The sequence below is a fragment of the Maricaulis maris MCS10 genome (assembly GCF_000014745.1).
GTDB lineage: Bacteria > Pseudomonadota > Alphaproteobacteria > Caulobacterales > Maricaulaceae > Maricaulis > Maricaulis maris_A.
The window spans coordinates 1,729,129-1,751,971 of sequence record NC_008347.1; the positions used below are offsets into that span (position 1 = coordinate 1,729,129).

Annotated in this window: 20 protein-coding genes; 5 read left to right on the top strand and 15 right to left on the bottom strand. The window is 62.4% G+C overall.

Features of this window, described 5'->3' with window-relative positions:
* Nucleotides 1–17 precede the first annotated feature (17 nt).
* Nucleotides 18–488 (bottom strand): SsrA-binding protein SmpB, encoded by a 471-nt coding sequence (smpB, locus tag MMAR10_RS08205; RefSeq protein WP_011643521.1) that lies wholly within the window; start codon nt 486–488, stop codon nt 18–20.
* An 11-nt stretch (nt 489–499) separates the two neighbouring features.
* A complete protein-coding gene (gene dapA / locus MMAR10_RS08210; protein ID WP_011643522.1) occupies nt 500–1,381 on the bottom strand; it encodes a 4-hydroxy-tetrahydrodipicolinate synthase in 882 nt (293 codons plus the stop codon).
* A gap of 145 nt (nt 1,382–1,526) precedes the next feature.
* Here dapA and MMAR10_RS08215 point away from each other — a divergent pair, with 145 nt between their 5' ends.
* Nucleotides 1,527–3,587: a lytic transglycosylase domain-containing protein gene (locus tag MMAR10_RS08215; protein WP_011643523.1), complete on the top strand. Its 2,061-nt coding sequence runs from the start codon at nt 1,527–1,529 to the stop codon at nt 3,585–3,587.
* 784 nt (nt 3,588–4,371) lie between these two features.
* On the opposite strand, the gene MMAR10_RS08220 is transcribed toward MMAR10_RS08215, so the two are convergent.
* Nucleotides 4,372–5,070, bottom strand: coding sequence for a helix-turn-helix transcriptional regulator (locus tag MMAR10_RS08220; RefSeq protein ID WP_041637442.1), 699 nt, complete (start codon nt 5,068–5,070; stop codon nt 4,372–4,374).
* 124 nt (nt 5,071–5,194) lie between these two features.
* On the opposite strand from MMAR10_RS08220, the gene MMAR10_RS08225 reads away from it, so the two are divergent.
* Entirely contained in the window at nt 5,195–5,551 is a 357-nt protein-coding gene (locus tag MMAR10_RS08225; RefSeq protein WP_011643525.1) for a VOC family protein, read from the top strand.
* A gap of 18 nt (nt 5,552–5,569) precedes the next feature.
* On the opposite strand, the gene MMAR10_RS08230 is transcribed toward MMAR10_RS08225, so the two are convergent.
* The 3 genes from MMAR10_RS08230 to MMAR10_RS08240 all read right to left on the bottom strand — a co-directional run bounded on the left by MMAR10_RS08230 (nt 5,570) and on the right by MMAR10_RS08240 (nt 7,648).
* Nucleotides 5,570–5,941 carry a hypothetical protein gene (locus MMAR10_RS08230; protein WP_011643526.1) on the bottom strand — a complete coding sequence of 124 codons (372 nt, stop codon included), beginning with the start codon at nt 5,939–5,941 and terminating at the stop codon, nt 5,570–5,572.
* Between the two features lie 49 nt (nt 5,942–5,990).
* A complete protein-coding gene (locus MMAR10_RS08235; protein WP_011643527.1) occupies nt 5,991–6,434 on the bottom strand; it encodes a helix-turn-helix domain-containing protein in 444 nt (147 codons plus the stop codon).
* Nucleotides 6,435–6,658: 224 nt separating this feature from the next.
* Nucleotides 6,659–7,648: a threonine ammonia-lyase gene (locus MMAR10_RS08240; RefSeq protein ID WP_011643528.1), complete on the bottom strand. Its 990-nt coding sequence runs from the start codon at nt 7,646–7,648 to the stop codon at nt 6,659–6,661.
* A gap of 162 nt (nt 7,649–7,810) precedes the next feature.
* On the opposite strand from MMAR10_RS08240, the gene MMAR10_RS08245 reads away from it, so the two are divergent.
* From MMAR10_RS08245 to MMAR10_RS08255, 3 genes are all read left to right on the top strand, one after another.
* Entirely contained in the window at nt 7,811–9,454 is a 1,644-nt protein-coding gene (locus tag MMAR10_RS08245; RefSeq protein ID WP_011643529.1) for a long-chain-fatty-acid--CoA ligase, read from the top strand.
* Nucleotides 9,455–9,649: 195 nt separating this feature from the next.
* Nucleotides 9,650–9,853 carry a superinfection immunity protein gene (locus MMAR10_RS08250; RefSeq protein ID WP_011643530.1) on the top strand — a complete coding sequence of 68 codons (204 nt, stop codon included), beginning with the start codon at nt 9,650–9,652 and terminating at the stop codon, nt 9,851–9,853.
* Between the two features lie 330 nt (nt 9,854–10,183).
* Nucleotides 10,184–11,926: an alpha/beta hydrolase family protein gene (locus MMAR10_RS08255; RefSeq protein WP_011643531.1), complete on the top strand. Its 1,743-nt coding sequence runs from the start codon at nt 10,184–10,186 to the stop codon at nt 11,924–11,926.
* Nucleotides 11,927–12,456: 530 nt separating this feature from the next.
* On the opposite strand, the gene MMAR10_RS08260 is transcribed toward MMAR10_RS08255, so the two are convergent.
* From MMAR10_RS08260 to MMAR10_RS08300, 9 genes are all read right to left on the bottom strand, one after another.
* The gene (locus MMAR10_RS08260) at nt 12,457–13,266 is read right to left on the bottom strand and encodes a hypothetical protein (RefSeq protein WP_041636880.1); all 810 of its coding nucleotides are present in this window, start codon (nt 13,264–13,266) and stop codon (nt 12,457–12,459) included.
* A gap of 46 nt (nt 13,267–13,312) precedes the next feature.
* Nucleotides 13,313–13,981, bottom strand: a complete 669-nt coding sequence (locus MMAR10_RS08265) for a nitroreductase family protein (protein ID WP_011643532.1) — start codon at nt 13,979–13,981, stop codon at nt 13,313–13,315.
* Between the two features lie 5 nt (nt 13,982–13,986).
* On the bottom strand, nt 13,987–15,015 hold the full coding sequence (gene tdh, locus MMAR10_RS08270; protein ID WP_011643533.1) for an L-threonine 3-dehydrogenase: 1,029 nt from the start codon (nt 15,013–15,015) through the stop codon (nt 13,987–13,989).
* The gene (locus MMAR10_RS08275; protein WP_041636881.1) at nt 15,012–15,851 is read right to left on the bottom strand and encodes a hypothetical protein; all 840 of its coding nucleotides are present in this window, start codon (nt 15,849–15,851) and stop codon (nt 15,012–15,014) included. Before MMAR10_RS08275 ends, tdh begins: the two co-directional genes overlap by 4 nt.
* Nucleotides 15,852–15,895: 44 nt before the next feature.
* Nucleotides 15,896–17,005: an NAD(P)/FAD-dependent oxidoreductase gene (locus MMAR10_RS08280; protein ID WP_011643534.1), complete on the bottom strand. Its 1,110-nt coding sequence runs from the start codon at nt 17,003–17,005 to the stop codon at nt 15,896–15,898.
* Nucleotides 17,006–17,153: 148 nt separating this feature from the next.
* Nucleotides 17,154–18,332, bottom strand: coding sequence for a hypothetical protein (locus MMAR10_RS08285; protein WP_011643535.1), 1,179 nt, complete (start codon nt 18,330–18,332; stop codon nt 17,154–17,156).
* A gap of 145 nt (nt 18,333–18,477) precedes the next feature.
* Entirely contained in the window at nt 18,478–19,911 is a 1,434-nt protein-coding gene (locus MMAR10_RS08290; RefSeq protein WP_011643536.1) for an amidohydrolase family protein, read from the bottom strand.
* A gap of 92 nt (nt 19,912–20,003) precedes the next feature.
* Nucleotides 20,004–21,206 (bottom strand): glycine C-acetyltransferase, encoded by a 1,203-nt coding sequence (locus MMAR10_RS08295; protein ID WP_011643537.1) that lies wholly within the window; start codon nt 21,204–21,206, stop codon nt 20,004–20,006.
* Nucleotides 21,207–21,627: 421 nt separating this feature from the next.
* On the bottom strand, nt 21,628–22,776 hold the full coding sequence (locus MMAR10_RS08300) for a serine hydrolase domain-containing protein (protein ID WP_011643538.1): 1,149 nt from the start codon (nt 22,774–22,776) through the stop codon (nt 21,628–21,630).
* Nucleotides 22,777–22,843: the final 67 nt, after the last annotated feature.

A 22,843-nucleotide genomic window follows, 5' to 3' on the forward strand; every position in this document is an offset into this window, starting at 1 on the left:
AGATATCCGCCGGCACGTCAGCCGTAATTCTTCATCAAGCGCGACTTCTGCTTGTTCCACTCGCGGTCCTTGATCGTCTGGCGCTTGTCGACCGTCTTCTTGCCGGTCGCCAGACCGATCTGGAGCTTGGCCAGCCCCCGACCATTGAAGTAGAGCCGAAGCGCAACAATCGTCCGGCCCTGCTGGGTAGAGGCTCCTGTCAGCCTGGCAATTTCCTTGGCCTTGAGCAGAAGCTTGCGGTGCCGCTTCGGCTCGTGATTGAACCGGTTGGCCGGCCCGTAGGGCGGGATGTCGGCATTGATCAGCCACAGGCCTTCGCGCTCGGCACTGACATAGCTCTCGGCGATATTGGCGCGACCCTCGCGCAAGGATTTCACCTCCGAACCCATCAGCATCAACCCGGCCTCGAAGGTTTCCTCGATCTCGTAGTCAAAGCGGGCTCGCCGGTTGACGGCAACAGGTGCGGTCTCGGATTTGGGTTTACTCATGATACTTTCTATCAGGCCCGATCAAGCAGGCCGGCATGGACAAGGGCGGCCCGGACCTGGGCATTGGAGGCCTCATTCGGCTCGGTCAGCGGCAGGCGCAACTCGGTATTCATCACGCCCAGCACGGACAGGGCATATTTGGCAGGTCCGGGGCTGGATGACGAGAACAGCGCGTGATGCAAAGGCATCAGCTTGTCGTTGAGCTCACGCGCAGTCTCCCAGTCACCTGCCAATGTGGCGTCCTGGAACTGCGCGCACAAGTCCGGCGCGACATTCGAGGTGACCGAGATCGCCCCGACACCACCGGCAGCATTGAATCCGAGCGCCGACGGATCATCACCCGACAGCAATACAAAATCGGTGCCGATCAAACGGCGATGGTCCGACACCCGTGCCATGTCGCCGGTTGCATCCTTGATACCGACCACACGCTCGAGACCGGCGATCCGGGCGACGGTGTCAGCCTGGATGTCGACGACGGTCCGACCGGGAACGTTGTAGACCACAATCGGCAAATCGACGGCGTCGTGGATGGCCTTGAAGTGTTGAAACAGACCTTCGGCGTTTGGCTTGTTGTAATAGGGCGCGACGACAAGACCGGCATCGGCGCCGAGTTCTTTCGCCCGGCGCTGGTTGGCAATGGCAACCGCAGTGCTGTTGGAACCGGTCCCGGCGACCACCGGCACGCGCCCCTTGGCGGTGACGACGACAATCTCGACGACGCGCATGTGCTCTTCAAAGGTCAGCGTCGCGTTTTCACCTGTCGTACCGCACGGAACCAGCCCGTGCGTACCGGCGGCGATCTGACGCTCGGCCAGTGCAGCGACAGCGTCTTCGTCCACGGCCCCATTCTTGAATGGGGTGACGAGCGCAGTCATGGATCCCTTGAACATGTTTCATTCCCGGATACGGCCAAATCAGCGCGTGACCATATCGACCGCGTCGCACACGGCCAAGTGTTCTTGTCAAGTCTGGACAGGGCGCGAGATTTGCTGTGATGATAGGCGTTCCAGTCGATCGAAAAGTGTCCCGTTTGCCATGATCGCACGTTGCGTTTCCGCGTTTGTATTGCTTGCCCTGTCTGTCGCCGCCGAGGCGCAGCTTCCCACGCCCCGTATGCGGCCGGAGCCCATCAATTTCTCGCAATACCTCTCCGATGCCGACTTCAACCGGTTTCGTGAGGGCTTGGATGCCGCTGACGACGAAGACTGGGCCCGGGTCCGCGAATTGCGACTCGAACTGACCGACACGGCCGCGCGCGACATCCTGCTGTGGCGCATTGCACTGAACGATGCCCGCGCCAGCTTCCTTGAACTCGACCTGGCATTGACCGAGCTCGACAACTGGCCGCGTGACAGCTTTATCCGCTCCGAGGCCGAGTCGAAGATTGACGGCTCCGGCCTCACGGCGCCTTTCATTCTCGGCTGGTTCGAGGAGAACCCGCCGACGACCGGTCGCGGCCGGATTGCCCATGCCGAAGCCCTGATCGGGGTTGGCCGGATTGCCGAGGGCGAGGCGCTGTTGCGCGAGACCTGGCGCTCGGGTCGCCTCGCCAGCCAGGTCCAGAGTGACACTTATTCGCGCCACCAGGATGTCTTCACCGAAGACGACCACATGGCGCGGATCGACTATCTGATCTGGTCCAACCAGCGCACGCTCGCGCGCCGGGTATTGCCGCTCTTGTCGGGGAATAACCGCAATCTGGCCGATGCTCGGCTGCGACTGGCCGGACGGCAGAGCGGTGTTGACCGGGCCGTCGACCGGATACCTGCCAGCCTGTCGAATGACCCCGGCCTGGTCTTTGAACGTGCCCGTTGGCGCCGTCGATCAGGGATGCGCGACTCGACCCTGCCGCTTCTGCTCCAGCTGCCCGACAGCCACACCGATGTGACTGCGCTGGAATTGATGTGGACCGAACGCAAGCTAATGATCCTCACGCTGGTGCGCGACCAGGACTATGACACCGCCTACCAGCTCGCCCGGGCTCACGGCATGTCGTCCGGCGCTGACTTCGCCGACGCCGAATTCATGGCCGGATGGCTGGCACTGGTCCACCTGGACCGCCCGGAGGACGCCCTCGCCCATTTCACGCGCCTTCGGGACAATGTCTCGACCCCGGTCAGCCAGTCACGCGGTTCCTACTGGATGGCCCGCGCGCTTGATGCGCTGGGCCGGTCGGACGAGGCCGCCGTGATTTACGCCGAGGCCGGTCAGCACTCGACCGCTTATTATGGCCAGCTCGCTCTCACGCAGCTGACCGACACGGTCGGGGAACTGGCCCTGGAGCGTGATCCAGAACCGACGCCGGAAGCTGTGATCCGTTTCGAGGCCCGCCCGCTGGTCCGCGCCATGCGTCTGCTCGCGGAACAGAATGAGGAATATTATTTCCGCCTGTTCAGCTACCGGCTCGACGATCAGCTGACCGATCCGCAGGAAGCGGTCCTGCTGGCTCGCCTGGCCAGCAATTATCTTTATCTGCGTCAGGCCGTCCGCGCCGCCAAGGCCGCGCGCCTGCGCGGTATCATCCTGCCGCAAAGCGCCTATCCGACGATCCAGCTGCCGGCCCAGACCAATGTCCGCGCCCAGCGTCCGGAAGACGCGCTGACCCATTCCATCATCCGCCAGGAGACCGAGTTCGGCCAGCACGCCGTTTCCGGTGCCGGCGCCCGCGGCATGATGCAGCTGATGCCGGCCACGGCCCGTGCCACTGCCCGCGATCTGGGCGAGACCTACCGCTATAGCTGGCTGACCGATGATCTCGACTACAATCTCACCCTGGCGATGCACCACCTCGCCGAAGTGGTGGACGATTATGACGGCTCCTATGTCATCGCCCTGGCCGCCTATAATGCCGGTTCGCACCGCGCCAATCGCTGGATCCGCGACTATGGCGACCCGCGCGATCCGGACGTCGATCCGGTCGACTGGGTCGAGAGCATCCCCTTCTCGGAGACCCGCAATTACGTCCAGCGCGTGATGGAAAACCTGCAGGTCTACCGCTCACGCCTGAATGACGACGCCGCTGTCCCGCTCCTGATCGAGGACGACATGCATCGCGGCGCGGCACCGGTGCGGATCATGGTCGATCCGGAAGAGTAGCACCGGCAAGCGATTGCCGCGCTCATTCAGCATCACCCGATCCGACCCTTCGCCCCACTTTCCCATTTCTGGGAAAGGACCTGTTGAGCGCAACTAATCCCCGTTGCGCGCTGCTTTCCTTCTCCCTTGGGAGAAGGTGGCCGGAGGCCGGATGAGGGGGATTTCTCCTGCGCTCACCGGGATTTACCCCTCACCCTGGCCCTCTCCCAAGGGAGAGGGAAAACGCGCTCTGCCAGAAAAATCCCGAAAACTTATCCTCCCCCCTAGACCGCCAGCACATAATGCCCTCGGTTTTCGGGACGGGAGGCACGAGCTCAGTCACTTATGCCCGGAAACGAGCGGAGCCTGTCCGCGCGTTGGATGTGACATTCCAAAGCTCCGGCAGGGCGTGCGACCAGGTCGCGGGGCACTAAACGACCGACCCCATCTACCTGACGCATTGGAATCGGGGGCGAGAGCGTCCGGGAAATCTCCGAGAGCGGGATGCCGAGGACACCACGGACACCGCCTACCAACCAAACGGACACCCCGGTGTCCGCCGGCATCCCGTTCCCTCCCATCCTTCGGCGTGAAAGCGCGCGAAGACGAGAAGCCGTGCGCGTATCCCTTTGTCTCCTCTGCCACCCGCCTACGCGGGCGCAGGTTCCCGCCCGGCGCAGGCCGGGCGAGAATCAGGGGCCAGGCTGTCGGGAAGAGTGAGGTCCCCGCCTTGCGTCCGGCCTGCGCCGGACGTCCAGCGGGGATGACAAGCGGGTAAGGCAAGGAGATATGTCCCCATCCCGCATCACACCAACAAATCATTGCCATCCAGCGACGACGCGAACGCGTCCCTGGGCAAAAGCCGGAACTGCGTGCCAGTCCGTCTGGCCGACAGGATCCGGTCACACCGGAACACACGCGTCGCCTCCCGGAGATGATCGAAGGCGACCACATACCAGACCGGGTATTTCAGCAGGAGATAGTGCGGCTCGATCTGCCGTTCGGACGTCACGCCGTCTTCGCGCCGGTATCCGATCGCCAGCATTTCCTGATCCATGAAGGCCTGGTGCAAGGCCTGCACGACGGGTTTCGGCGGCGCAGCGACACCCGACTGGACATAGGTAGAGGCCGTGTCGCCAATCAGGATCCGGGACTTCATCCGGGTCACCTTGTTGCGTTTGTCCGGCGAGAAGGACGCCACAAGCTGTCGCCGCACCGATCCCAGGCTGGCCAGGAACATCGGCGAGCGCATCTGTTCGGACACCTCGATACTAATCAGCAGGTCAACGGCTTCGGCATAGGAAAGGTTCAGCCGGCCCACCCCCCAATTGCGGTCGAGCCGCACGCCGCCACCCCGCCCCCGGTCGGAATCAATGGGCAAGCCCTGCTCGCGCATGAGCAAAAGATCACGGGCAATCGTGCGCTCGCTGACATCATGTTGCCGTGCGAGATCGCTGACCGTGCACAGCCCATCCTGCTTGAGCTGGACAGCCAGCATGTCCATCCGCCGCAGCCTGTCTTTTGAATTCGAGCGCGCCATCCAACAAATAAGACATAAAATGTCTTATTTGGCGATACACCTTGGGCCAGACACCAAAACGGTGCCTGGGCACTCAGGAGCGCAAGCCATGAAAATGAACTATTTCGTCGTCGGCACGAATGACAAGGACGCATCGACCCGGTTCTACGATGCGTTTTTCGCGGAATTCGGCATCAAGCAGGTGATGTCGAATGACCGGATGACCTATTGGCAGAGCGAGGACTTCGCCTTTGCGGTCGCCATCCCGTTCGACGAACAAGCCGCGACCAATGGAAACGGGACCATGGTCGGCTTCGCGCTTGAATCCGAGGACGCGGTGCAACGGCTGCACAGCAAGGTCATTGAGCTGGGCGGCAAGTGCGCCGGTGCGCCCGGCAATCGTGGTCCGATGTTCTCGGCCTATGTCCGCGATCTCGACAATAACAAGTTATGCTTTTCGGCGTGAGGCCAACACGCGGCGGACTCAGTCCGCCGCATCCGCCCCGGTGACCAGTTTCGGGATCGAGGTGAGCGCGAAGATTGCCGCCAACACGCCGGTCAGACCGATCAGGCCGCGTTGCAGGATGGCCAGATCATCCATGGTAATCGCCGCCCAGATGGCGGCGGCAGCCCACCCCCCGGTAATGATGATGATCACCAGAGACTTCGCCCGCACACTCACATTGGCCAACAGCGTCAACACCCCGATCGCCATGAAGGTCGTGCCGATCTCGTGATGCCAGGGCATGCGCGCCGCGATATCCGCAACACCCTCACGGGTCACCCAGCCGACTGTGACAAGGGCGCTGCCAGCCAGGATGAGACCGATCCGGTCCATGATGGAAAGACGAGCCATGCCATCCGGGTAGCACAGCTAGCCTTGCAAGGCCCGTTGAAAGACGGAGCTAGTATCGCTCCTGGTACCGCGTCACGACTTCCATGAAGATGACCGGCAGGGCGTGACCGGCGATCCCGACCGTCCACCAGATCATCGGCCATTTCATGACGAACCAGCCCGAACCCAGGCTGATGCCGGCAAAGATGATCATGCCGAAGAGATAGCTGGCGAGATGGATCCAGAAGGAAAGCTGCAAGGCCGCCCTGCCCTTGGCATTGCGCCGGCGGACAAGCTCGCCGGCCTCGACCTCGGGATCGACACACAAGGCCAGCACATCGACATTGAAGGCCGCAGCCAGGGCCATGAGTGTCTCGCGTGAGGCGGCCTCACCGGTCTCGATCCGCTGAATCGTCCGCAGGCCGATACCGGCCAGTTCGGCGAGATGTTCCTGCGACCAGTGTCGCTCTTCACGCCAGCGTTTGATCTTGTCTGCGTCTGCCTTGAAAGCCATGCCCGTCTCCTGGAAAGCCTGAGTAAACTGATTGGCCCCAAAAAACAGACCGGCCGCCAGGCCACCACGTCAGCCTTGCGTCAACACCACGCCACCATGCCGCCAGTGGCCCGCCAGCACACCGTAAAGCCTGTCGAAAAGTCGGCTGGAATCCCAATCAGGGCGAGGCTTCACAACAACTCGCCTGACTGCGATCCGCACAGCATCCGCCATCGGGACGCAGGTCACGCCCGTGCCAGTGCCATCTGGAAAACCTCCGCGTCGACATTGCCGCCGGTCGCCAGCACGCAGACCGTTTTGCCAGCGATGTCGATCTTGCCCGACAGGACGGCCGCCAGGGCAGCCACACCGCCAGGCTCGACCACGATTTTGAGATGACGCCAGGCCGCGATCATCGCGTCGAGGGCTTCACCGTCCGAGATCGCGGCGCCGCCGGTGAGCTGGGTTGAATTGAGAGCCCAGGTCAGGGCGCCGGGGGTCGGAGTGATGATCGCGTCACAGATCGAACCGGTCAGGCGTTCATTGGTCTCGCGGCGCCCACTGGCCAGTGATCGCTTGTGATCATCAAATCCGGCCGGCTCGGCCGCCCAGATTTCAACATCGGGGAAGGCATGCCGCATCGCCATGCCGACACCGGCGATCAACCCGCCACCGCCGGCGCAACAGACAACAATGTCGGGACGCTCGCCCAGGGCCTGCAACTGATTGGCCGCCTCGAGGCCGGCCGTGCCCTGTCCGGCTATGATCCGGGGGTCTTCATAGGGCGGCACCAGAATCCGCCCTTCGGCTTCACATATCGCAGCGCCCAGAGCTTCGCGGTTTTCGGTCGCACGGTCGAACGGCACCACGTCGCCACCCCAGAACAGAACGCCTTCCACCTTGGAACGCGGCGCATCGGCCGGCATGAGGATCTTCGCGTGCGTGCCGTTCAGCTGCGCGGCAGCGGCCACACCCTGGGCGTGATTGCCGGATGAGTAGGCAACAATGCCGCGTTCTTTCTCGACGTCGGACAGGCGGGAGATACGGTTGAAGGCGCCGCGAAACTTGAAGGAGCCGGTGCGCTGCAGGCATTCGGCTTTCACAAACAGTTTTGCACCCAGCCTGTCGTCGAGCCGGTCATTGCGGAGCAAGGGCGTCTCGACCGCCTTCCCCTCCAATCGCTTCGCCGCATCAAGAATGTCCGCATATACAGGCAGATCTACAGGATGGGTCACGACATTCACTCCTTGACTGGACGCAGCGTCCGGAGACGCCATATGTGAAAAAACGCATAAGCAATTCAAACCGATTGAGCAAAGGGATTGCGCCGCCGCGCGATAGACCGTTTGATTGGCAAAACACAAAACGAAGCAACGGTTGTTACCCAGGGGAAAAACATGACTTTGCGCGCACACATGATGGACTGTCCGCTGATGATTTCGGACATTCTGGTTCACGCGGCAAAATGCCATGGCGATCAGGAGATCGTGACGCGGCTGCCGGAGACTGGTCAGATCCACCGGCAGAATTATGCCCAGACCCATGAGCGGACCCAGCAGCTGGCCAATGCGCTGCAGAAGAAGCTCAAGATCCGCGAAGGCGACCGGGTCGCCACGATTGCCTGGAACTCCCATCGGCATTTCGAACTCTACTACGCCATTTCCGGCATTGGCGCCGTGGTCCACACCGTCAATCCGCGCCTCGACCCGAAACAGCTGATCTGGATGCTCGACCATGCCCAGTCGAAGACCGTCTTCTTCGACAAGCAGTTCGCACCGCTGATCGACGCCATCTCGAAAGCGTGCAAATCGGTCAAGAACTGGGTTCTGATGACCGACAAGAGCCATCTCGATGGCGTCCAGACCAAGTGCAAGAGCTATGAGGAACTGATCGCCGAATATCCGGCGGAGTTCGATTGGCCGGCGTTCGACGAGTATGCGGCAGCCGGGCTCTGCTACACTTCGGGCACGACGGGTGATCCCAAGGGCGTCCTTTATTCACACCGCTCCACCGTCCTGCACGCCATGGCATCGGCCGCGGCCGATGTGATCGGTGTCGGCGCGCGTGGCACGCTATTGCCAGTGGTGCCGATGTTCCACGTCAATGCCTGGGGCATTCCCTATGCCGCGCCGATGAATGGCGCCAAGCTCGTCATGCCCGGCGCCCAGATGGACGGGGCCAGCATTCACCAGCTGATCGAGGATGAAAGCGTCAGCTATGTCGCCGGCGTCCCGACGGTCTGGCTCGGCCTGCTCAACTATCTGGAAGCCGAGGGCAAGCGCATCGATTCGGTCGAACGCGTCCTGATCGGCGGTTCGGCCCTGCCGGAAGCGCTGCTGCGCGCCTATGAGGACAAGTATGGCGTTGTCATGCAGCAAGGCTGGGGCATGACCGAGATGAGCCCGCTGGGCACGGTCAATGTGCTTCTGCCCAAGCATGAAGGGCTCAGCCGCGAAGAGATCATCCAGGTCAAACTCAAACAGGGCCGCCTCGTCTTCGGTGTCGGCATGCGCATTGTCGATGACAATGGCGAGGAACTGCCCTGGGACGGCAAGTCCTCCGGTCATGTCCAGGTCCGCGGACCGTGGATCGCTTCGGGTTATTACCGCGGCGCCGGCGCCGAGAGCTTCACCGAGGATGGCTGGTTCCAGACCGGCGATGTCGCCCATCTCGATGGCAGCGGCTTCATGACCATCACCGACCGCTCCAAGGATGTCATCAAGACCGGTGGCGAGTGGATCTCCTCGATCGATCTGGAAAACGCCGCCATGGGACACCCGTCCGTGGCCATGGCCGCTGCTGTCGGCATGCCGCACCCGAAATGGCAGGAGCGCCCGCTGCTCGTGGTGCAACTCAAGCCGGGCGCCGAGCCGGATGGCGCCTCGATCATCGAATATCTGCGCGGTGAAGTGCCGAAATGGTGGCTGCCCGACGCCGTCGAGTTCATCGACGAAATGCCGATCGGCGCAACCGGCAAGATGCTGAAGACCAAATTGCGGGAAATCTACAAGGACTACGAATTCCCGACAGTCGACGCGTAAACCTCAACCTCGCTGAAACGATCAAGCCCCGGCCACCTGGCCGGGGCTTTTTCGTGCGCCGAACCTGACCCGGGACTTAAATCGGTTTAATCCCCCCCGCTTCTCCCTTGTGCCGCCCCGCGGGCTCTCCTACATTCATATCGAAATTCGATAAGCCTCAGATCCGGTGGTCAGCGGGGCAAAGGAGACAGGACAATGGAGGTTTACGTCATGGGTGGAGAAATCGCGGTGATTGGCCTGCTGGCCTATTTCGTGCCGACCCTGATCGCCCTCCTGCGCGGTCACGACAATACGTTCGCGATCTTCCTGACCAATCTGCTTCTGGGTTGGACCTTCCTCGGCTGGATCATCGCTTTCATCTGGTCGTTCACAGCCATCCGCCGGCGCGTGCGGGCCTAGGAGTTCCCCAAGCTCCCATTTCGGGCTGACCGCCCCAAGCCTCACACCCCAACGGTCAGCCCAGGCATACGCGCCTACCCCAACCGGCCCCAAACCGGACAATGCTGCGCCCGGATCGCCCCAACGATCCGGGCGCTTTTTTGGTCCGGCCGCCACAATCATTTAGATAAATGTCGAATTATTGCTTGCATTCATTTTGATCATTAGCTAATTGTCTAGTTGAGACCGGGCCCAACGGTCTTCGACCAACGGCCCTGACATTCATCGCAGCCAGCCGACCGCGCCATTGCGGGTGAACACACATGACTGGCCAATTTTCCGGAGGGCGACATGCCGATTATCCGTACCTTTTCCGCCTGGCTGACAGGCCTTTTGCTGGCGCTGGTGACGACGCTGGCCCAGGCATCTGCCGATGACAGTCCCAATGCCCCGCCATCCGGTGACTGGCTTGGCATCCTTTCAACCCCGGGCGGAGAGTTGCGCCTGCTGATCACGGCAACGGAGCAGCCGGACGGCAGCCATCGTGGTGAACTGGAAAGCCTCGACCAGGCCCCGGGACAAAAAATTCCGATCAATGAGTTTGCGATCGATTCCGACACGATGCGCTTCGCCATTACCGCCATGGGCGCGTCCTACAGCGGCGAATGGAATGACCAGACCCAACGCTATGAAGGTGAATTCAGCCAGGGCATGACCCTGCCACTGGCCTTCGCCCGGCCCGAGGCGGTTGAGGTGACAGTCATCGACGGCATGGATGGTGTCTGGGAAGGCATGTTGACGCGCGGCGAGACCGAACTGGCCTTCACGCTCAATATCGAAACAGGCGAGGACGGCACACAGGTCACGCTCGATTCGGTCACCCAGGCGGCCTATGGCATCCCGGTCACGGATGTCACCCGCGACGGTGACGCAGTCGGCTTTCGCATCCCGGCCGCCAATGTCACCTATCGCGGCGAGTTGAATGCCCAGGGTGACAGGCTGACCGGGCAATGGATCCGCCCCGGCTTTCCCGAGGCCGAGGTCATCTTTCAACGCACGGCCGAGATCGTCACCGGTCCCAACCGGCCGCAGGAACCGGTCGGCCCCTTCCCCTACCGCGTCGAGCCGGTCCGCTTCGACAATCCCGAGGCCGAGGGTGTAACCCTGGCCGGCACCCTGACCCTCCCGGCCGGTGACGGCCCCTTCCCTGCCGCCATCCTGATCTCCGGCTCGGGTCCGCAGGATCGCGACGAGACCGTGTGGACCCATCGCCCCTTCGCCGTTCTGGCCGATCATCTCACCCGCAATGGCATCGCCGTGCTGCGCTATGATGATCGCGGCTTTGCCGAGTCGACCGGCGATTTTGCATCCTCGACCTCGATGGATTTCGCCTCCGATACGGAGGCGGCGCTGGCTTGGCTTCGGGCCCGGCCGGAGATCGATGCCTCCGCCATCGGGCTGATCGGACACAGCGAAGGCGGGCTGATTGCCCCGGTCGTCGCTGCCGACAATGACGCGGTCGCCTTCCTGGTCTTGCTGGCCGGTCCCGGCACGACCGGTGAGCAGATCATCCTGGACCAGTCGCTGGCCGCAGCCCGCGCCGGTGGTCGCAGCCCGGAAGAGCTCGACGTACTGGCCCGCCTGATCCCGCAAATCACCGGCACGGTGAGCGCGGCGGCGGATGAAGAGGCGGCCCGCTCGGCCCTGAACGCCCTGTTTACCGACGAGACCCTCGCCCTGCTCGGCGCCGCACCGGCGCAACGCGAACTTCTAATCGGCCAGAATGTCCGAGCCTGGCAGCGCACCTTCCTGCGCCATGACCCGGCAGACTTTCTGCCGCGTGTTGATCAGCCCGTCCTGGCCGTGAATGGTTCGCTGGACCTTCAGGTTCTCCCCGGCCCCAATCTGGCCGGGTTGGAAGCTGGCCTGTCCGGCAATCCCGACGTCACGGTGATGGAACTGGAAGGTCTCAACCACATGTTCCAGACGGCGCAGACCGGCACCATCGCCGAATACGCCGAGATCGAGGAAACCTTCGCGCCACACGCGCTGGACCTGATCTCGGACTGGATCGCAGCGCGTTTCGGCAACTGATCCGCAACAGGACGTCAGGGCGGCGCCGGGTCAGGACTGGACCCGGCGCCGTTGTCCTGGCGCAGCGCGGCACCAGAGCCGGCAAAAGACCATGCCCGCGCTTCACGCCCCCCGCGGTTCACGCCCAAGGTAGAGCGACGTCAGGACAGGCGCACACTGCGCCTGTTGCGCCATAAATCCCTTGCCGGGAGTTCGCCGTATCGGGGTGTTGAGCTCAAGGGTGAAACCGCGAAGCGGCGGCTGCGCCGCCCTTGACCTCAACACCCCGATACGGCCCGCTGGCTGACATGGGATTTATGGGTGGCCACGCGCGGGGCGCGCGCGAAAACGATATGTGTCCCCGTCCCCGTTTATTTGCGGCGGGATAAATGGTGTGTGTCCCTATTTTTTCCCAGGATTGAGGGCGCCGATAGTGGGGGCCGGCATGCTCAACGCGGCAGCGCGATAATCATACCTGTCCCCCGCTGGACTTCGTTTTTACGGCATTAAGCGAGACGTACCAATTAGGCTCGTGAGGTTTTTACAACCTACTAGTCGCTCTCACCAAGCACATCAGCAGGGTCAGGCAGCACTTTACGATTCGCTCTTTTGACGGCTGGCTCTAAGTACTCTTTAAGTTGGTTGATTTCATCAATCTCGATGCCGCCGACTGAGATAGCCTCCCTCAAGTCGCGCACAGTCATTGGGTTGATCCCGAACTCTGCGACTTCACCTCTTGCAAATGGGAAAAGCGCATTCAGTCGCGCCTGAAGGACACCCAAATTTCTGATGTAGTCCATAACAGATATTGGAAACACTATCGTGTTCGTATCGGCAAGCTGCTTTGGTAAGCTTCGGAGTCGAGCATCATGAATTTGTAGCTCCGCTAGGATCACGGACAAATAATTCGAAAGCCCCTCCGGCGCGTACTTGATTAGATCGCGAAACACGCTCCGATAATCATCAGGCAACTCCGGCACCACAAGTCCGTCGATTTCCACAACCCCTGATGAGCTGTTCTTGTCCAAATAATTCCATGCCGCTGCAAAGGACTTGAAGCAATGACGATTGTAAGTGGTAAGAGCACTTAATTGCTCTGGTAGGAATGGTTTGGTTGCAATGAGATTTCTGCGCGCCTCTGATTCATCACGAAGCCCCACCGCTCTAAACGCGATAATACTTGCCGCGAGCGCTAGCATACCAGCATTCAGAGTCTGCCATCTCGCCCAAACGTCTTGAATATCACCCCAGTGTGGGAAGTTGAGCAGAACAGGTAGCAGAACCGCAGAGATAAACCATACAACGAAGCCGATGGTGGCAATAAAATAGTGCTTTCCTGTCAGAGCCCAAACCTTAGTCAATTAAAATTCCACCTGAAATAGTTAAATAACGACAGTTCAAACAGCCTCAAAGCCAGGTCGTGATCTCGTCCAGCCGCTTCTTGACCAGGGCGTGCTCCGGCACGGTCGCATCCTCGGCCGGATAGCCGCCGACGATCAGCATGTAGGGTTTTTCCCCGGCCGGGCGTTCGCAGACCTCGTTGAGGAAGCGCATCGGATTGGGCGTGTGGGTCAGGGTGACCAGGCCGGCCTCGTGCAAGGCTGCCAGCAGGAAGCCGCAGGCAATGCCGACGCTTTCATGGATGTAGTAATTCTTCTTGTCCTGACCGATTTCCTCGCCGCCGCGCTTCTGGGCGAAGACGGCGATCAGGACCGGCGCGTGCTCGAGGAAGGGCTTGCTGGCATCCGTGCCCAGAGGCGCCAGCGCGTCGAGCCATTCCTGCGGCGCCTTGCCGTCGTAAAACGCTCGTTCCTCGGCCTCGGCGGCCTCGCGCAACGCCCGACGCTTGTCGGCATCGGTCAGCACAACGAAATGCCAGGGCTGGTGATTGGCACCCGACGGGGCCGAACCGGCGGCGATGATCGCCTGCTCGATCACCGCCCGCTCGACCGGTTTGTCGGAGTAATCCCTGACCGTTCGGCGGCGCAGCAGGTTCTGCGTGAAGCGGCTGACCCGATCGCGCATTTCGGCTTCGGGATACTGGACGTAATTCTCGAGCGGTACGCGCTTTTCCATGTCGTTCAATCCCACTCCAGAATTACCTTGCCGGACTTGCCGGCCCGCATGGCGTCGAAACCCTTCTGGAATTCGTCAGCCTTGTAGCGGTGGGTGATGATGCGCGAGACGTCGAGACCGCTCTCGAGCATGGCGATCATCTTGTACCAGGTCTCGAACATCTCGCGGCCGTAAATGCCTTTCAGCGTGATCGCCTTGAGCACGAGCTGGCCAAAATCGACCTCGATCGGCCTGGACGGCAGACCGAGCATGGCGACCTTGCCGCCCATCACCATATTATTGAGCATCGAGCCGAAGGCCTGCGGCGCGCCGGACATTTCCAGGCCGACATCAAAGCCCTCGGTCATGCCGAGTTCTTTCGCGACATCCTCGATCTTCTCTTTCGAGACATCCACGGTGCGGATATTCGGCGCGACCTGGCCGGCCAGGTGCAGGCGGTGCGTGTTGATGTCGGTCAGCACGACATGGCGGGCGCCGACATGACGCGCGATCGCCGCGGCCATGATGCCGATCGGTCCGGCGCCGGTGATAAGCACATCCTCGCCGATCATGTCGAACTGCAGCGCCGTGTGCACCGCATTGCCGAGCGGATCGAGAATGGCACCGATCTCGTCAGGCACGTCCTCGGGCAGCGGCACGACATTGAAGGCCGGCAGTTTCATGAATTCGGCGAAAGCGCCGGGAATATTGACGCCGACGCCGCGGGTTTCCGGATCGAGATGGAAGCGTCCGGCGCGAGCCGCGCGGCTGGTGACGCCAACGACATGCCCTTCACCCGACACACGCTGGCCGGCCTTCACGCGGGTCACGTTCGAGCCGACATCGACGATCTCGCCGGCATATTCATGACCGACCACCATCGGGGTGGGCACATTCTTCGCCGCCCAGTCATCCCAGTTGTAGATATGGATGTCGGTGCCGCAGATCGCCGTGCGCTTGATCTTGATGAGCACATCGTCCGGGCCGATCGTCGGCTCGGGCACATCCTCCATCCAGATGCCTTCTTCCGGCTTGGCTTTGACCAGGGCTTTCATGCGCTATCCTCACCTGTTGGCGTCCCCGTCTTGGCGGGTTTGTCGCGAAGATACATCACCGCGGCGACGGGGAAAGTCAGCATCATCGGAATGAGCAGTATGCCCATCAGTTCAGCGACATGTCCGTTCGATCCACTGATCCAGGTCGCGGCGATGGAGAGCGCGCCAACCGCCGCCGGAATGGCCAGTATTCGGCGCCGGTCCATCCACAACATCGCCGCCAGCCAGGCGGCATAGGCAGCGATCAGACCCCATTTGATCCAGGTATCGATGCGCAGCATCTCGATCCGCACCGGCAGGAATGTGTCAAAGGCATAGGAGACCAGTTCCGCCTCGGCGCTGGCCTCGTCGAAATAGCCGCGCGGAAGACAATCGCGCAGGACAACATCATCGCGACCGTCCGCCGGTTCGATGTCCTCGCCGCAAAGCGGGTTTTCGATCTCGGCGAGAATGCCGTTGATGGTGGCGTTTTCCTGCCAGTCGGCCGGAATGGTCGCCAGCGCCAGCCCGACCCCGATCACCGCCAGAAAACGTCCGCGCAGGGCCATGCCCAGAAAGAAGACCGCCGCCATGCCGGCATAGGCGACCGGGAAGAACCAGTCCAGAAACTGGACATCGACCAGCCAGGCCCGCAGCGCGGCCGCGTCGTCTCCGCGCAGGAAAGCGATGTCATCGATATCCTCGGCAAATTCCAGCGCCAGTATGGGTGTCTGGAAACCGGGCGCCATTGGCGCACTGCCCAGGTTCGGCGGGCTCCCGAACAGCGCCAGCGGAAAGGCCAGCGTGGCCAGCGTCAGCACAAGAGTGGCCACAAAGGCCCAGCGTGAAAGTGTCATCCCATCCCCCGATTGCCGCCATAATGGACCCCGGCTCGGCGGGATCAAGCGGTCAATCGCTCGGCCACCGTCTCCCCGATCGCCAGCGACGCAGTCAGTCCCGGGCTCTCAATCCCGAACAGCGCCACCAACCCGGCCTGCCCGTGGATATCCGGTCCATCCAGACGAAAATCCGGTTGCGGCTGCCCCGGCCCATGCAGCTTCGGGCGGATACCGGCATAGTCCGGCATCAGCGCGCCATCCGGCAGGCCGGGCCAGAATCGCCGGGCAGTCGCCTCGAACGCGGCCGCCCGCGACGGATCCACGGTGTAGTCTTCGCCATCGACAAAGCTGAGATCGGGTCCGAACCGCGCCTGCCCGCCCAGATCACGTCGGTAATGTGTGCCCAGGGCCCCCGGTATCGGCAGCGGATAAACAAGCCGGGAAAACGGCGCCTTGCCGGACAGGGTGAAATAGACGCCCTTGCCATAATGCAGCGCCGGGATCTGGTCGGCCGGATAGCCGGCAATGCCCGACGCCGCCGCCTGGGCGCCCAGCCCCGCCGCAATGACCAGATAGCGGGTCGTCACCTCGGTCGCATGCTCACCACCGGTGCGGACCCGAAAACCACCACCGGGCAGCGCCTCGGCACCGGCAAAGGGCGTGTTGAGGGCAATCGCGCCGCCATGGCCGGCAATCTCGCCGGCTAGCGCGTCCATATAGGCGTGCGCATCCATGACCCCGCTTTCTTCCGACAGCAAGGCCGCCTCGGCGTGAAGTTCAGGCTCGAGCGCCCGCGCCTCGGCGCCGCTGAGGCGTCGCATGCCACCGACCTGGTTGATGTTGGCCTGGTCAAGGATGGCATCCAGCCGTTCGATCTCGTGCGGCTGGGTGGCGACAACCAGCTTGCCGCATTTCTCGTGCGGCAGATGGTGATGTTCGAGGAAGGCGTAGAGCATCAACCGCCCGGCCACGCACAGGCGCGCTTTCAGGGAGCCGGTCGGATAATAAAGCCCGCCATGGATGACTTCGGAATTGCGCGAGGAAATGCCCTGCCCGATCGCCTTTTGCGCTTCCAGCACAACGGTTTCGTGGCCGCGCCGCGCAAAGGCCCGCGCCGTTGCAAGGCCGACCGCGCCCCCGCCTACTATGATGGCATCTGTCTCGAAGGCCATGCGCATTCTCCCAGCCCGGCACGCCGAAACCACCAGACTGGCATGAGTCCGGCTCACGGGAAGAGGCTGGCTATCCGGCCAGGCCGCAAAAAGAAAAACCGCCCGGCGCAGGGCACCGGGCGGCTCTTTATTCAGCGTTTGGGCACGATCAGCCCTCAGCGGCACTCACCGGCGGGAAGATACGACCCAGCGGTCCGACCTGCGGGATTGGCAGCAGCAGGATGCGGCGGACCGGGTTCCAGGCCGCGCCCAGCACCACCACCACGCCGCCCAGCACCAGCAGGGTGACGGCGACAACCGCGCCGGCACCGAGGCCAGCCGAGTTGACGATGATGCCGATGGACACGCCAGCCGTTACCAGACCGGAGACGATCAGTGCCCGGCGATTGATGAGCAGCGAGACCAGGGCGAAAATCCCGATCACGATCAGGGCCGTGATGGCCAGGCGGGTCGCTTCGGCACTGTCCGACGCCATCGCGGCAAACAGGTTCAGGTTTTCAGGATTGGCAAAGTCACTTTCCTGAAAGGTCCAGCCGGTCTGGGTGACGTTCAGCACGGCGCCCAGCAGGACCGGCGCTGCGAAGAAATGCAGCCAGAAGGCGGTACCGGCCAGCCGCGTCTCCCGGCCCGGATCACGGGCATCGAAGAGAATACCAGCCAGCAAGAGCGATGCACCGGCCGCGACATTGATCGTCGGCGCCCAGACAATCACCGTGTAAGGGTCAAAGGCCAGCAGCGTCATGACAGCGGTCAGCACCACGCCGACCCCCATCAATCCGCCCGCATAGGGCAGGCGATAGCTGAAATAATAGGCCGCCACTGGCAAAAGGAAGGCGAGGCCGAACACGACCGGCATGAAGCGGATCGAGACCGGCAATTGCGCCAGCACCATCATCACCGCCTCGCGGCCGAACTCCATATTGTCGACGCTGTCACCCGCAACTTCAAACGACTGTTCGCTGATACCGGCGCCATGGATCAGGAACTGCGCATAGCCCCAGACCAGAACGATCATGGTGGTCACGCCGAACACCGAACTGAGCACAATGCCCGGCAGGATGCGGCGCTGCTTGCCGACCAGCAGGGCCGACAGGAACCAGATAAAGACGGCGATGCCACCGATCAGCGCCATCAGCGCGTTCTGGAAGGCTTGTTCGCCCTCGTCCAGGCCGAGCCCGGCCATCACCTGGCCGGCACCGACAGCGAGACCGCCGAGCAGGATCAAGACCCCGATCGTGGTGAATATGTCGTGGAAATTGTTCAGGAAAGGCAGCATCTCGTCCGATGGACGCGCGCTGCTGGCTTTCAGTTCGCTGGTATCCGTCATGGCAGTCCCCTGTTCACGTTACCCGTGTGATGCCCCCAAGCGATCATTCGGATGCAGAACTCGCCAAAAAAGCGAGTCTGACAGACGGACATTACGCGCGTTTGGGGAAAAGGTCAGGGGGACTGGTTGGGGCAGCGTCCCGGCCCTATCGCGCTTTCAAATCATCGCGCTCAAGCGGCTCGCCATGCAGGATGATGGTCTGGATGGTGTCCCAGGCGGCGATATCAAGGCGGGGATTGGCCTCCAGCAAGAGCAGGTTGGCGACCTTGCCCACTTCGACCGTGCCGTAACGCGCCTCAAGCCCGAATTGCCGTGCCGGATTGATGGTCCCTGCCCGGAACACGGACTCGGGCGACACGCCGGCTTGCGCCAGGCTCTCGATCTCGAGCCGCGTGCACAGCCCGGGTTGATTGGCGCTCGTCGGGCTGCCGGGACAATCGCTGGCCAGAAGCAGCGGATGCCCGGCTTGCTCAAGAAAGGCCGTCGCCCGCTGAACGCGCCCGACGCCATAGCCGAAAATCGCGGCCATCTCTTCTCGCGGCATGTCCGGCGGGAAATCGGCGGCCAGCTCATCGGCAAACCAGTCCGCGCCGCCCGCGCGATACCAGTCGAGCAGGTCGGATGGCACAATGTCAGCGTATTCAGGGGCATCCATCCGGGCCGGTAGCAGGTGTTCGCCCAGGCCCGCCATGACGCGGTGGGTCGGCATATAGCCGACACCCTGCTCGTGCACCCGCTGCAGGATGTCCGCGACGGGCGGGTCGCCCTCGGGCCATTGCCAGTTCCACAGGCCGTGTGCCAGCACATCAACGTCAGCATCAAGCGCGATCTGATACATGTCGATGGCATTGGCATGGGCCAGCAGGGGCAGCTCGTGCGCCCGTGCCGCGTCCCGGATACGGCCCAGGATTTCGGCGTCATACAATGGCCATTCCGACTCGGCGCCGAAACCGTCTTCCAGATAGATTTTCACACAGATCGCACCATCCGCCGCGATCCGCTCGACCACCATTTCCGGCGTCCGGGTCGAGGTAATGCGATACGGGTAGAGCGAAACCATGTCCGCATCATCGCGCTGATTGATCGGATAGCCGGCTTCTTCATTGGGGATTTCACCGCAGCGGAACAGGTCCGGTCCCGGGCTGTTCGCAGCAAAGTCGCGCCAGGCCAGGAGCGGCGCCGGATCGAGGATCTGCGTCACGCCGTAATAGAGCAGGCTGCGCGGCTGTTGCGCCATATAGGCGTCAACCAGCGCCTCATGATCACGCGCCGGTGCAACCCCGATCGCGCCCATGCCCGGCACGAAGGCAACATGGTGGTGACTGTCCATAAGGCCCGGGGTCAGAAAACGACCATGGCCCTCGATGCGCATCACCGACCGGTCGGCCTGAATCGGCTCGGCAGAGATCTCCGCAATGACACCGTCACGGACCAGGACATTCATGGCGTTCGACGCCGTCTCGCGCTCGGCGGAAACGATCACGACATTTTCGATCAGGAGCTCGTTGCTCTCCGACGTACACGCGGTCAGTCCGAAGCCCACAAGAATTGTCGTAATAAGCCAAACTTTCACAGCCACACTTTCCTCATCTCTGCTTTTGTCATCTGCATGTCGGGTGAGACCACCGACAGGTCTTATTTCGTCCAAACCGGGGCGTCGCCGCGTCGCGCCTAAATCACCCCCAGCTCCCGGCCCACCTTCGTGAACGCCGCCACCGCGCGGTCGATCTGCTCGGGCGTGTGGGCCGCCGACATCTGGGTGCGGATCCGGGCCTTGCCCTTGGGCACCACCGGGAAGAAGAAGCCGATCACATAGACGCCCTCACCCATCAGCCTGGACGCCATCTCCTGGGCCAGTTTGGCATCGCCGAGCATGACCGGAATGATCGGATGCTCGCCCGGCAAAAGGTCGAAACCGGCCTCGCTCATGCCGGTGCGGAAGCGTTTGGCATTGTCGAACAGGCGGGCGCGCAGATCATCACCCTCGGCGACCATGTCGAGCGCCTTGAGCGAGGCACCGGCAATGGCGGGCGCCAGTGAATTGGAGAACAGATAGGGCCGCGAGCGCTGGCGCAGCATGTCGATGATCTCGCGCCGCGCCGCGGTGAAGCCACCCATCGCCCCGCCCAGCGCCTTGCCGAACGTGCCGGTGATGATGTCGATCTCGCCCAGCACACCGCAATGTTCCGGCGTGCCGCGCCCCTTCGCGCCCATGAAGCCATGGGCATGGCAGTCATCGACCATGGTCAGCGCGTCATACTGCTTGGCCAGGCGAACGATGGATTTGAGGTCGGCGATATAGCCATCCATCGAGAACACGCCATCGGTGACAATCAGGATGTGCCGCGCACCATCGGCCCGGGCCTGTTTCAGCTGGGTCTCGAGGTCGGCCATGTCGGAATTGGCATAGCGATAGCGCTTGGCCTTGCACAGGCGCACGCCATCAATGATCGAGGCATGGTTGAGCGCGTCGGAAATGATCGCATCCTCCGGCCCCAGAAGCGGCTCGAACACGCCGCCATTGGCGTCAAAGGCGGCGGCATAGAGGATGGCATCCTCGCAGCCGGCAAAGGCCGCGACCTTGGCTTCCAGCTGCTTGTGCAGATCCTGCGTGCCACAGATAAAGCGCACCGAGGCGACACCGAAACCGTGACTGTCGAGCGTCGTCTTGGCGGCCTCGATCAACTCGGGACGATTGGCCAGGCCGAGATAGTTATTGGCGCAGAAATTGATGACATGGCTGGACGTCCCGTCCGCCGTCACATCGATCTCGGAGAATTGCTGCGAGGTGATGACGCGTTCGCGCTTGTACAGCCCGTCAGCGTCGATCTGGGCGAGCTCGGCTTTAAGGTCGGCGAAAAAGGCGTCGGACATGAAGGGCTCCCAAGGGTGAGTCTGTGTTGGTCCTGCTTTTATGTGCCCGCTTCACGCTTGTCATCCCGGCCGGAAGCCCCGCGGACGCGGGGTGCAGAGCCGGGACCTAAAAACACCCGGGTTCGCAAGTTTTCGGCGCGGCGGCCTTACGGCGCAGTTTCGGACAGCTACCGGGCCTATAGGTCCCGGATCTGCGCCCGGCTCAAGGCCGGGCATCCGTCCGGGATGACAACGGAGGGGCTACCCTGTGCCAAGCAAAACCCGTTTTTCCCGGCCGCAAACCGGCGAAAGCCGGTTGGAGAGCCGGGACCGACCGCACGTTTTCACAAATGATGAGTATCCGGTCGGTCCCGGATAGCGCTGACGCGCTTCCGGGAAAAATGGAAACCTGGATCTCCTTCCTCGCAACACGGCATTCCCCCTACTCCACAAACTGCTCTGGATAGACCCACCACCAGGGCATCGGGTTTTCGCCCATCGCTTGCTCGACGATCTGCGAATAGATCAGCTCGGCGCGGACCGAATTAGCGAGCAGGACGATGCAACGCTGCGTCTCTTCGTGACAGGTCGCGCGATTGCCGGTCCAGGGATTGTGGCCGCCCTTGTCGAACCAGTGACCGGTTTCGTCCTGGAAGGTGATGACACCCAGTCCGGCCGCCAGTCCGATCGCCTCCGCGCGCGGGTCTTCCTCGGTGGTGATTGTCGGAAACTGGCCTGGCGAACGGATTACCTGCGAGGCGGAGACAAATTCGGCACGCGCCTCGGCGCTCAGCCCCTCGCCGCGAACCATGCCGGCCCACATCCGCGCCTGGTCGGCGATGCTGGTATCCATCGATCCGGCCGCCGATACACCGGAGCGCTCGTCATGCGGCTCGAACGTGCCGTCCATCGCATAGCCGTCGGCGAGATGGTCAGCAAAATCCTCGCGCCATTGCATCGAGGTGTCAGTCATCCCGAAACGGTCGAAAATACGGGTCTGCATCTCCTCCTTCAGGTCGAGACCAAGGCCTTCCTCGATCACATGCTGCAGGATGTAGAAGCCTTCCGCCGAATAGGTCTGGCGCTCGCCCGGCGGGAAATGGAATTGCAGGCGGCCATCCGCTTCCAGCCAGCGGAAATTGGCGAAACCGGTACCGTTGGACAGGATGATCCGCGCCGTCAGGTCCCGCCATTGCGGCTGGTCGGCGAGATCGGCCCATTCGTCATACTCGGGCAAGGGCCGGGGCAGATAGTCGGCGATCGAGGCATCGAGATCGATCAGCCCCTCATCGACCAGCATCAGGACATAATAGCCAAAGGCCGCCTTGGTCAGCGAGGCGCCATACATGATGCTGTCGGTCTCGAGCGGCGCCGCATTCTTGCGATTGCGATAGCCGAACGCGGCGACATGGGCGACCTCGCCCTCATCGATCAGGGCATAGGCCAGTCCGACCACCTCCTCCTCCGCCATCAGCGACTGGATCGCGCTGTCGAGTTCAGTGATCTCCGCCTCGCTCCAGCCATCGGGCTGGGCCAGGGCAGAACCGGTCAGGGCGAGAAGAGAGGTGGCAGCAGTCAACACGGCACGCATGGGCATTCCTTCGCATTGTTCGCAGGAAGGCTAGGCGCGACGTTTGAGCAGGGTAAGCGGGACGCAG

What these genes read in the sequence shown, in the direction of transcription:
- smpB (WP_011643521.1), bottom strand. Translation starts at nt 488, where the DNA reads ATGAGTAAACCCAAATCCGAGACCGCACCTGTTGCCGTCAACCGGCGA.
- dapA (WP_011643522.1), bottom strand. Translation starts at nt 1,381, where the DNA reads ATGTTCAAGGGATCCATGACTGCGCTCGTCACCCCATTCAAGAATGGG.
- MMAR10_RS08215 (WP_011643523.1), top strand. Translation starts at nt 1,527, where the DNA reads ATGATCGCACGTTGCGTTTCCGCGTTTGTATTGCTTGCCCTGTCTGTC.
- MMAR10_RS08220 (WP_041637442.1), bottom strand. Translation starts at nt 5,070, where the DNA reads ATGGACATGCTGGCTGTCCAGCTCAAGCAGGATGGGCTGTGCACGGTC.
- MMAR10_RS08225 (WP_011643525.1), top strand. Translation starts at nt 5,195, where the DNA reads ATGAAAATGAACTATTTCGTCGTCGGCACGAATGACAAGGACGCATCG.
- MMAR10_RS08230 (WP_011643526.1), bottom strand. Translation starts at nt 5,941, where the DNA reads ATGGCTCGTCTTTCCATCATGGACCGGATCGGTCTCATCCTGGCTGGC.
- MMAR10_RS08235 (WP_011643527.1), bottom strand. Translation starts at nt 6,434, where the DNA reads ATGGCTTTCAAGGCAGACGCAGACAAGATCAAACGCTGGCGTGAAGAG.
- MMAR10_RS08245 (WP_011643529.1), top strand. Translation starts at nt 7,811, where the DNA reads ATGACTTTGCGCGCACACATGATGGACTGTCCGCTGATGATTTCGGAC.
- MMAR10_RS08250 (WP_011643530.1), top strand. Translation starts at nt 9,650, where the DNA reads ATGGAGGTTTACGTCATGGGTGGAGAAATCGCGGTGATTGGCCTGCTG.
- MMAR10_RS08255 (WP_011643531.1), top strand. Translation starts at nt 10,184, where the DNA reads ATGCCGATTATCCGTACCTTTTCCGCCTGGCTGACAGGCCTTTTGCTG.
- MMAR10_RS08265 (WP_011643532.1), bottom strand. Translation starts at nt 13,981, where the DNA reads ATGGAAAAGCGCGTACCGCTCGAGAATTACGTCCAGTATCCCGAAGCC.
- tdh (WP_011643533.1), bottom strand. Translation starts at nt 15,015, where the DNA reads ATGAAAGCCCTGGTCAAAGCCAAGCCGGAAGAAGGCATCTGGATGGAG.
- MMAR10_RS08275 (WP_041636881.1), bottom strand. Translation starts at nt 15,851, where the DNA reads ATGACACTTTCACGCTGGGCCTTTGTGGCCACTCTTGTGCTGACGCTG.
- MMAR10_RS08280 (WP_011643534.1), bottom strand. Translation starts at nt 17,005, where the DNA reads ATGGCCTTCGAGACAGATGCCATCATAGTAGGCGGGGGCGCGGTCGGC.
- MMAR10_RS08285 (WP_011643535.1), bottom strand. Translation starts at nt 18,332, where the DNA reads ATGACGGATACCAGCGAACTGAAAGCCAGCAGCGCGCGTCCATCGGAC.
- MMAR10_RS08295 (WP_011643537.1), bottom strand. Translation starts at nt 21,206, where the DNA reads ATGTCCGACGCCTTTTTCGCCGACCTTAAAGCCGAGCTCGCCCAGATC.
- MMAR10_RS08300 (WP_011643538.1), bottom strand. Translation starts at nt 22,776, where the DNA reads ATGCGTGCCGTGTTGACTGCTGCCACCTCTCTTCTCGCCCTGACCGGT.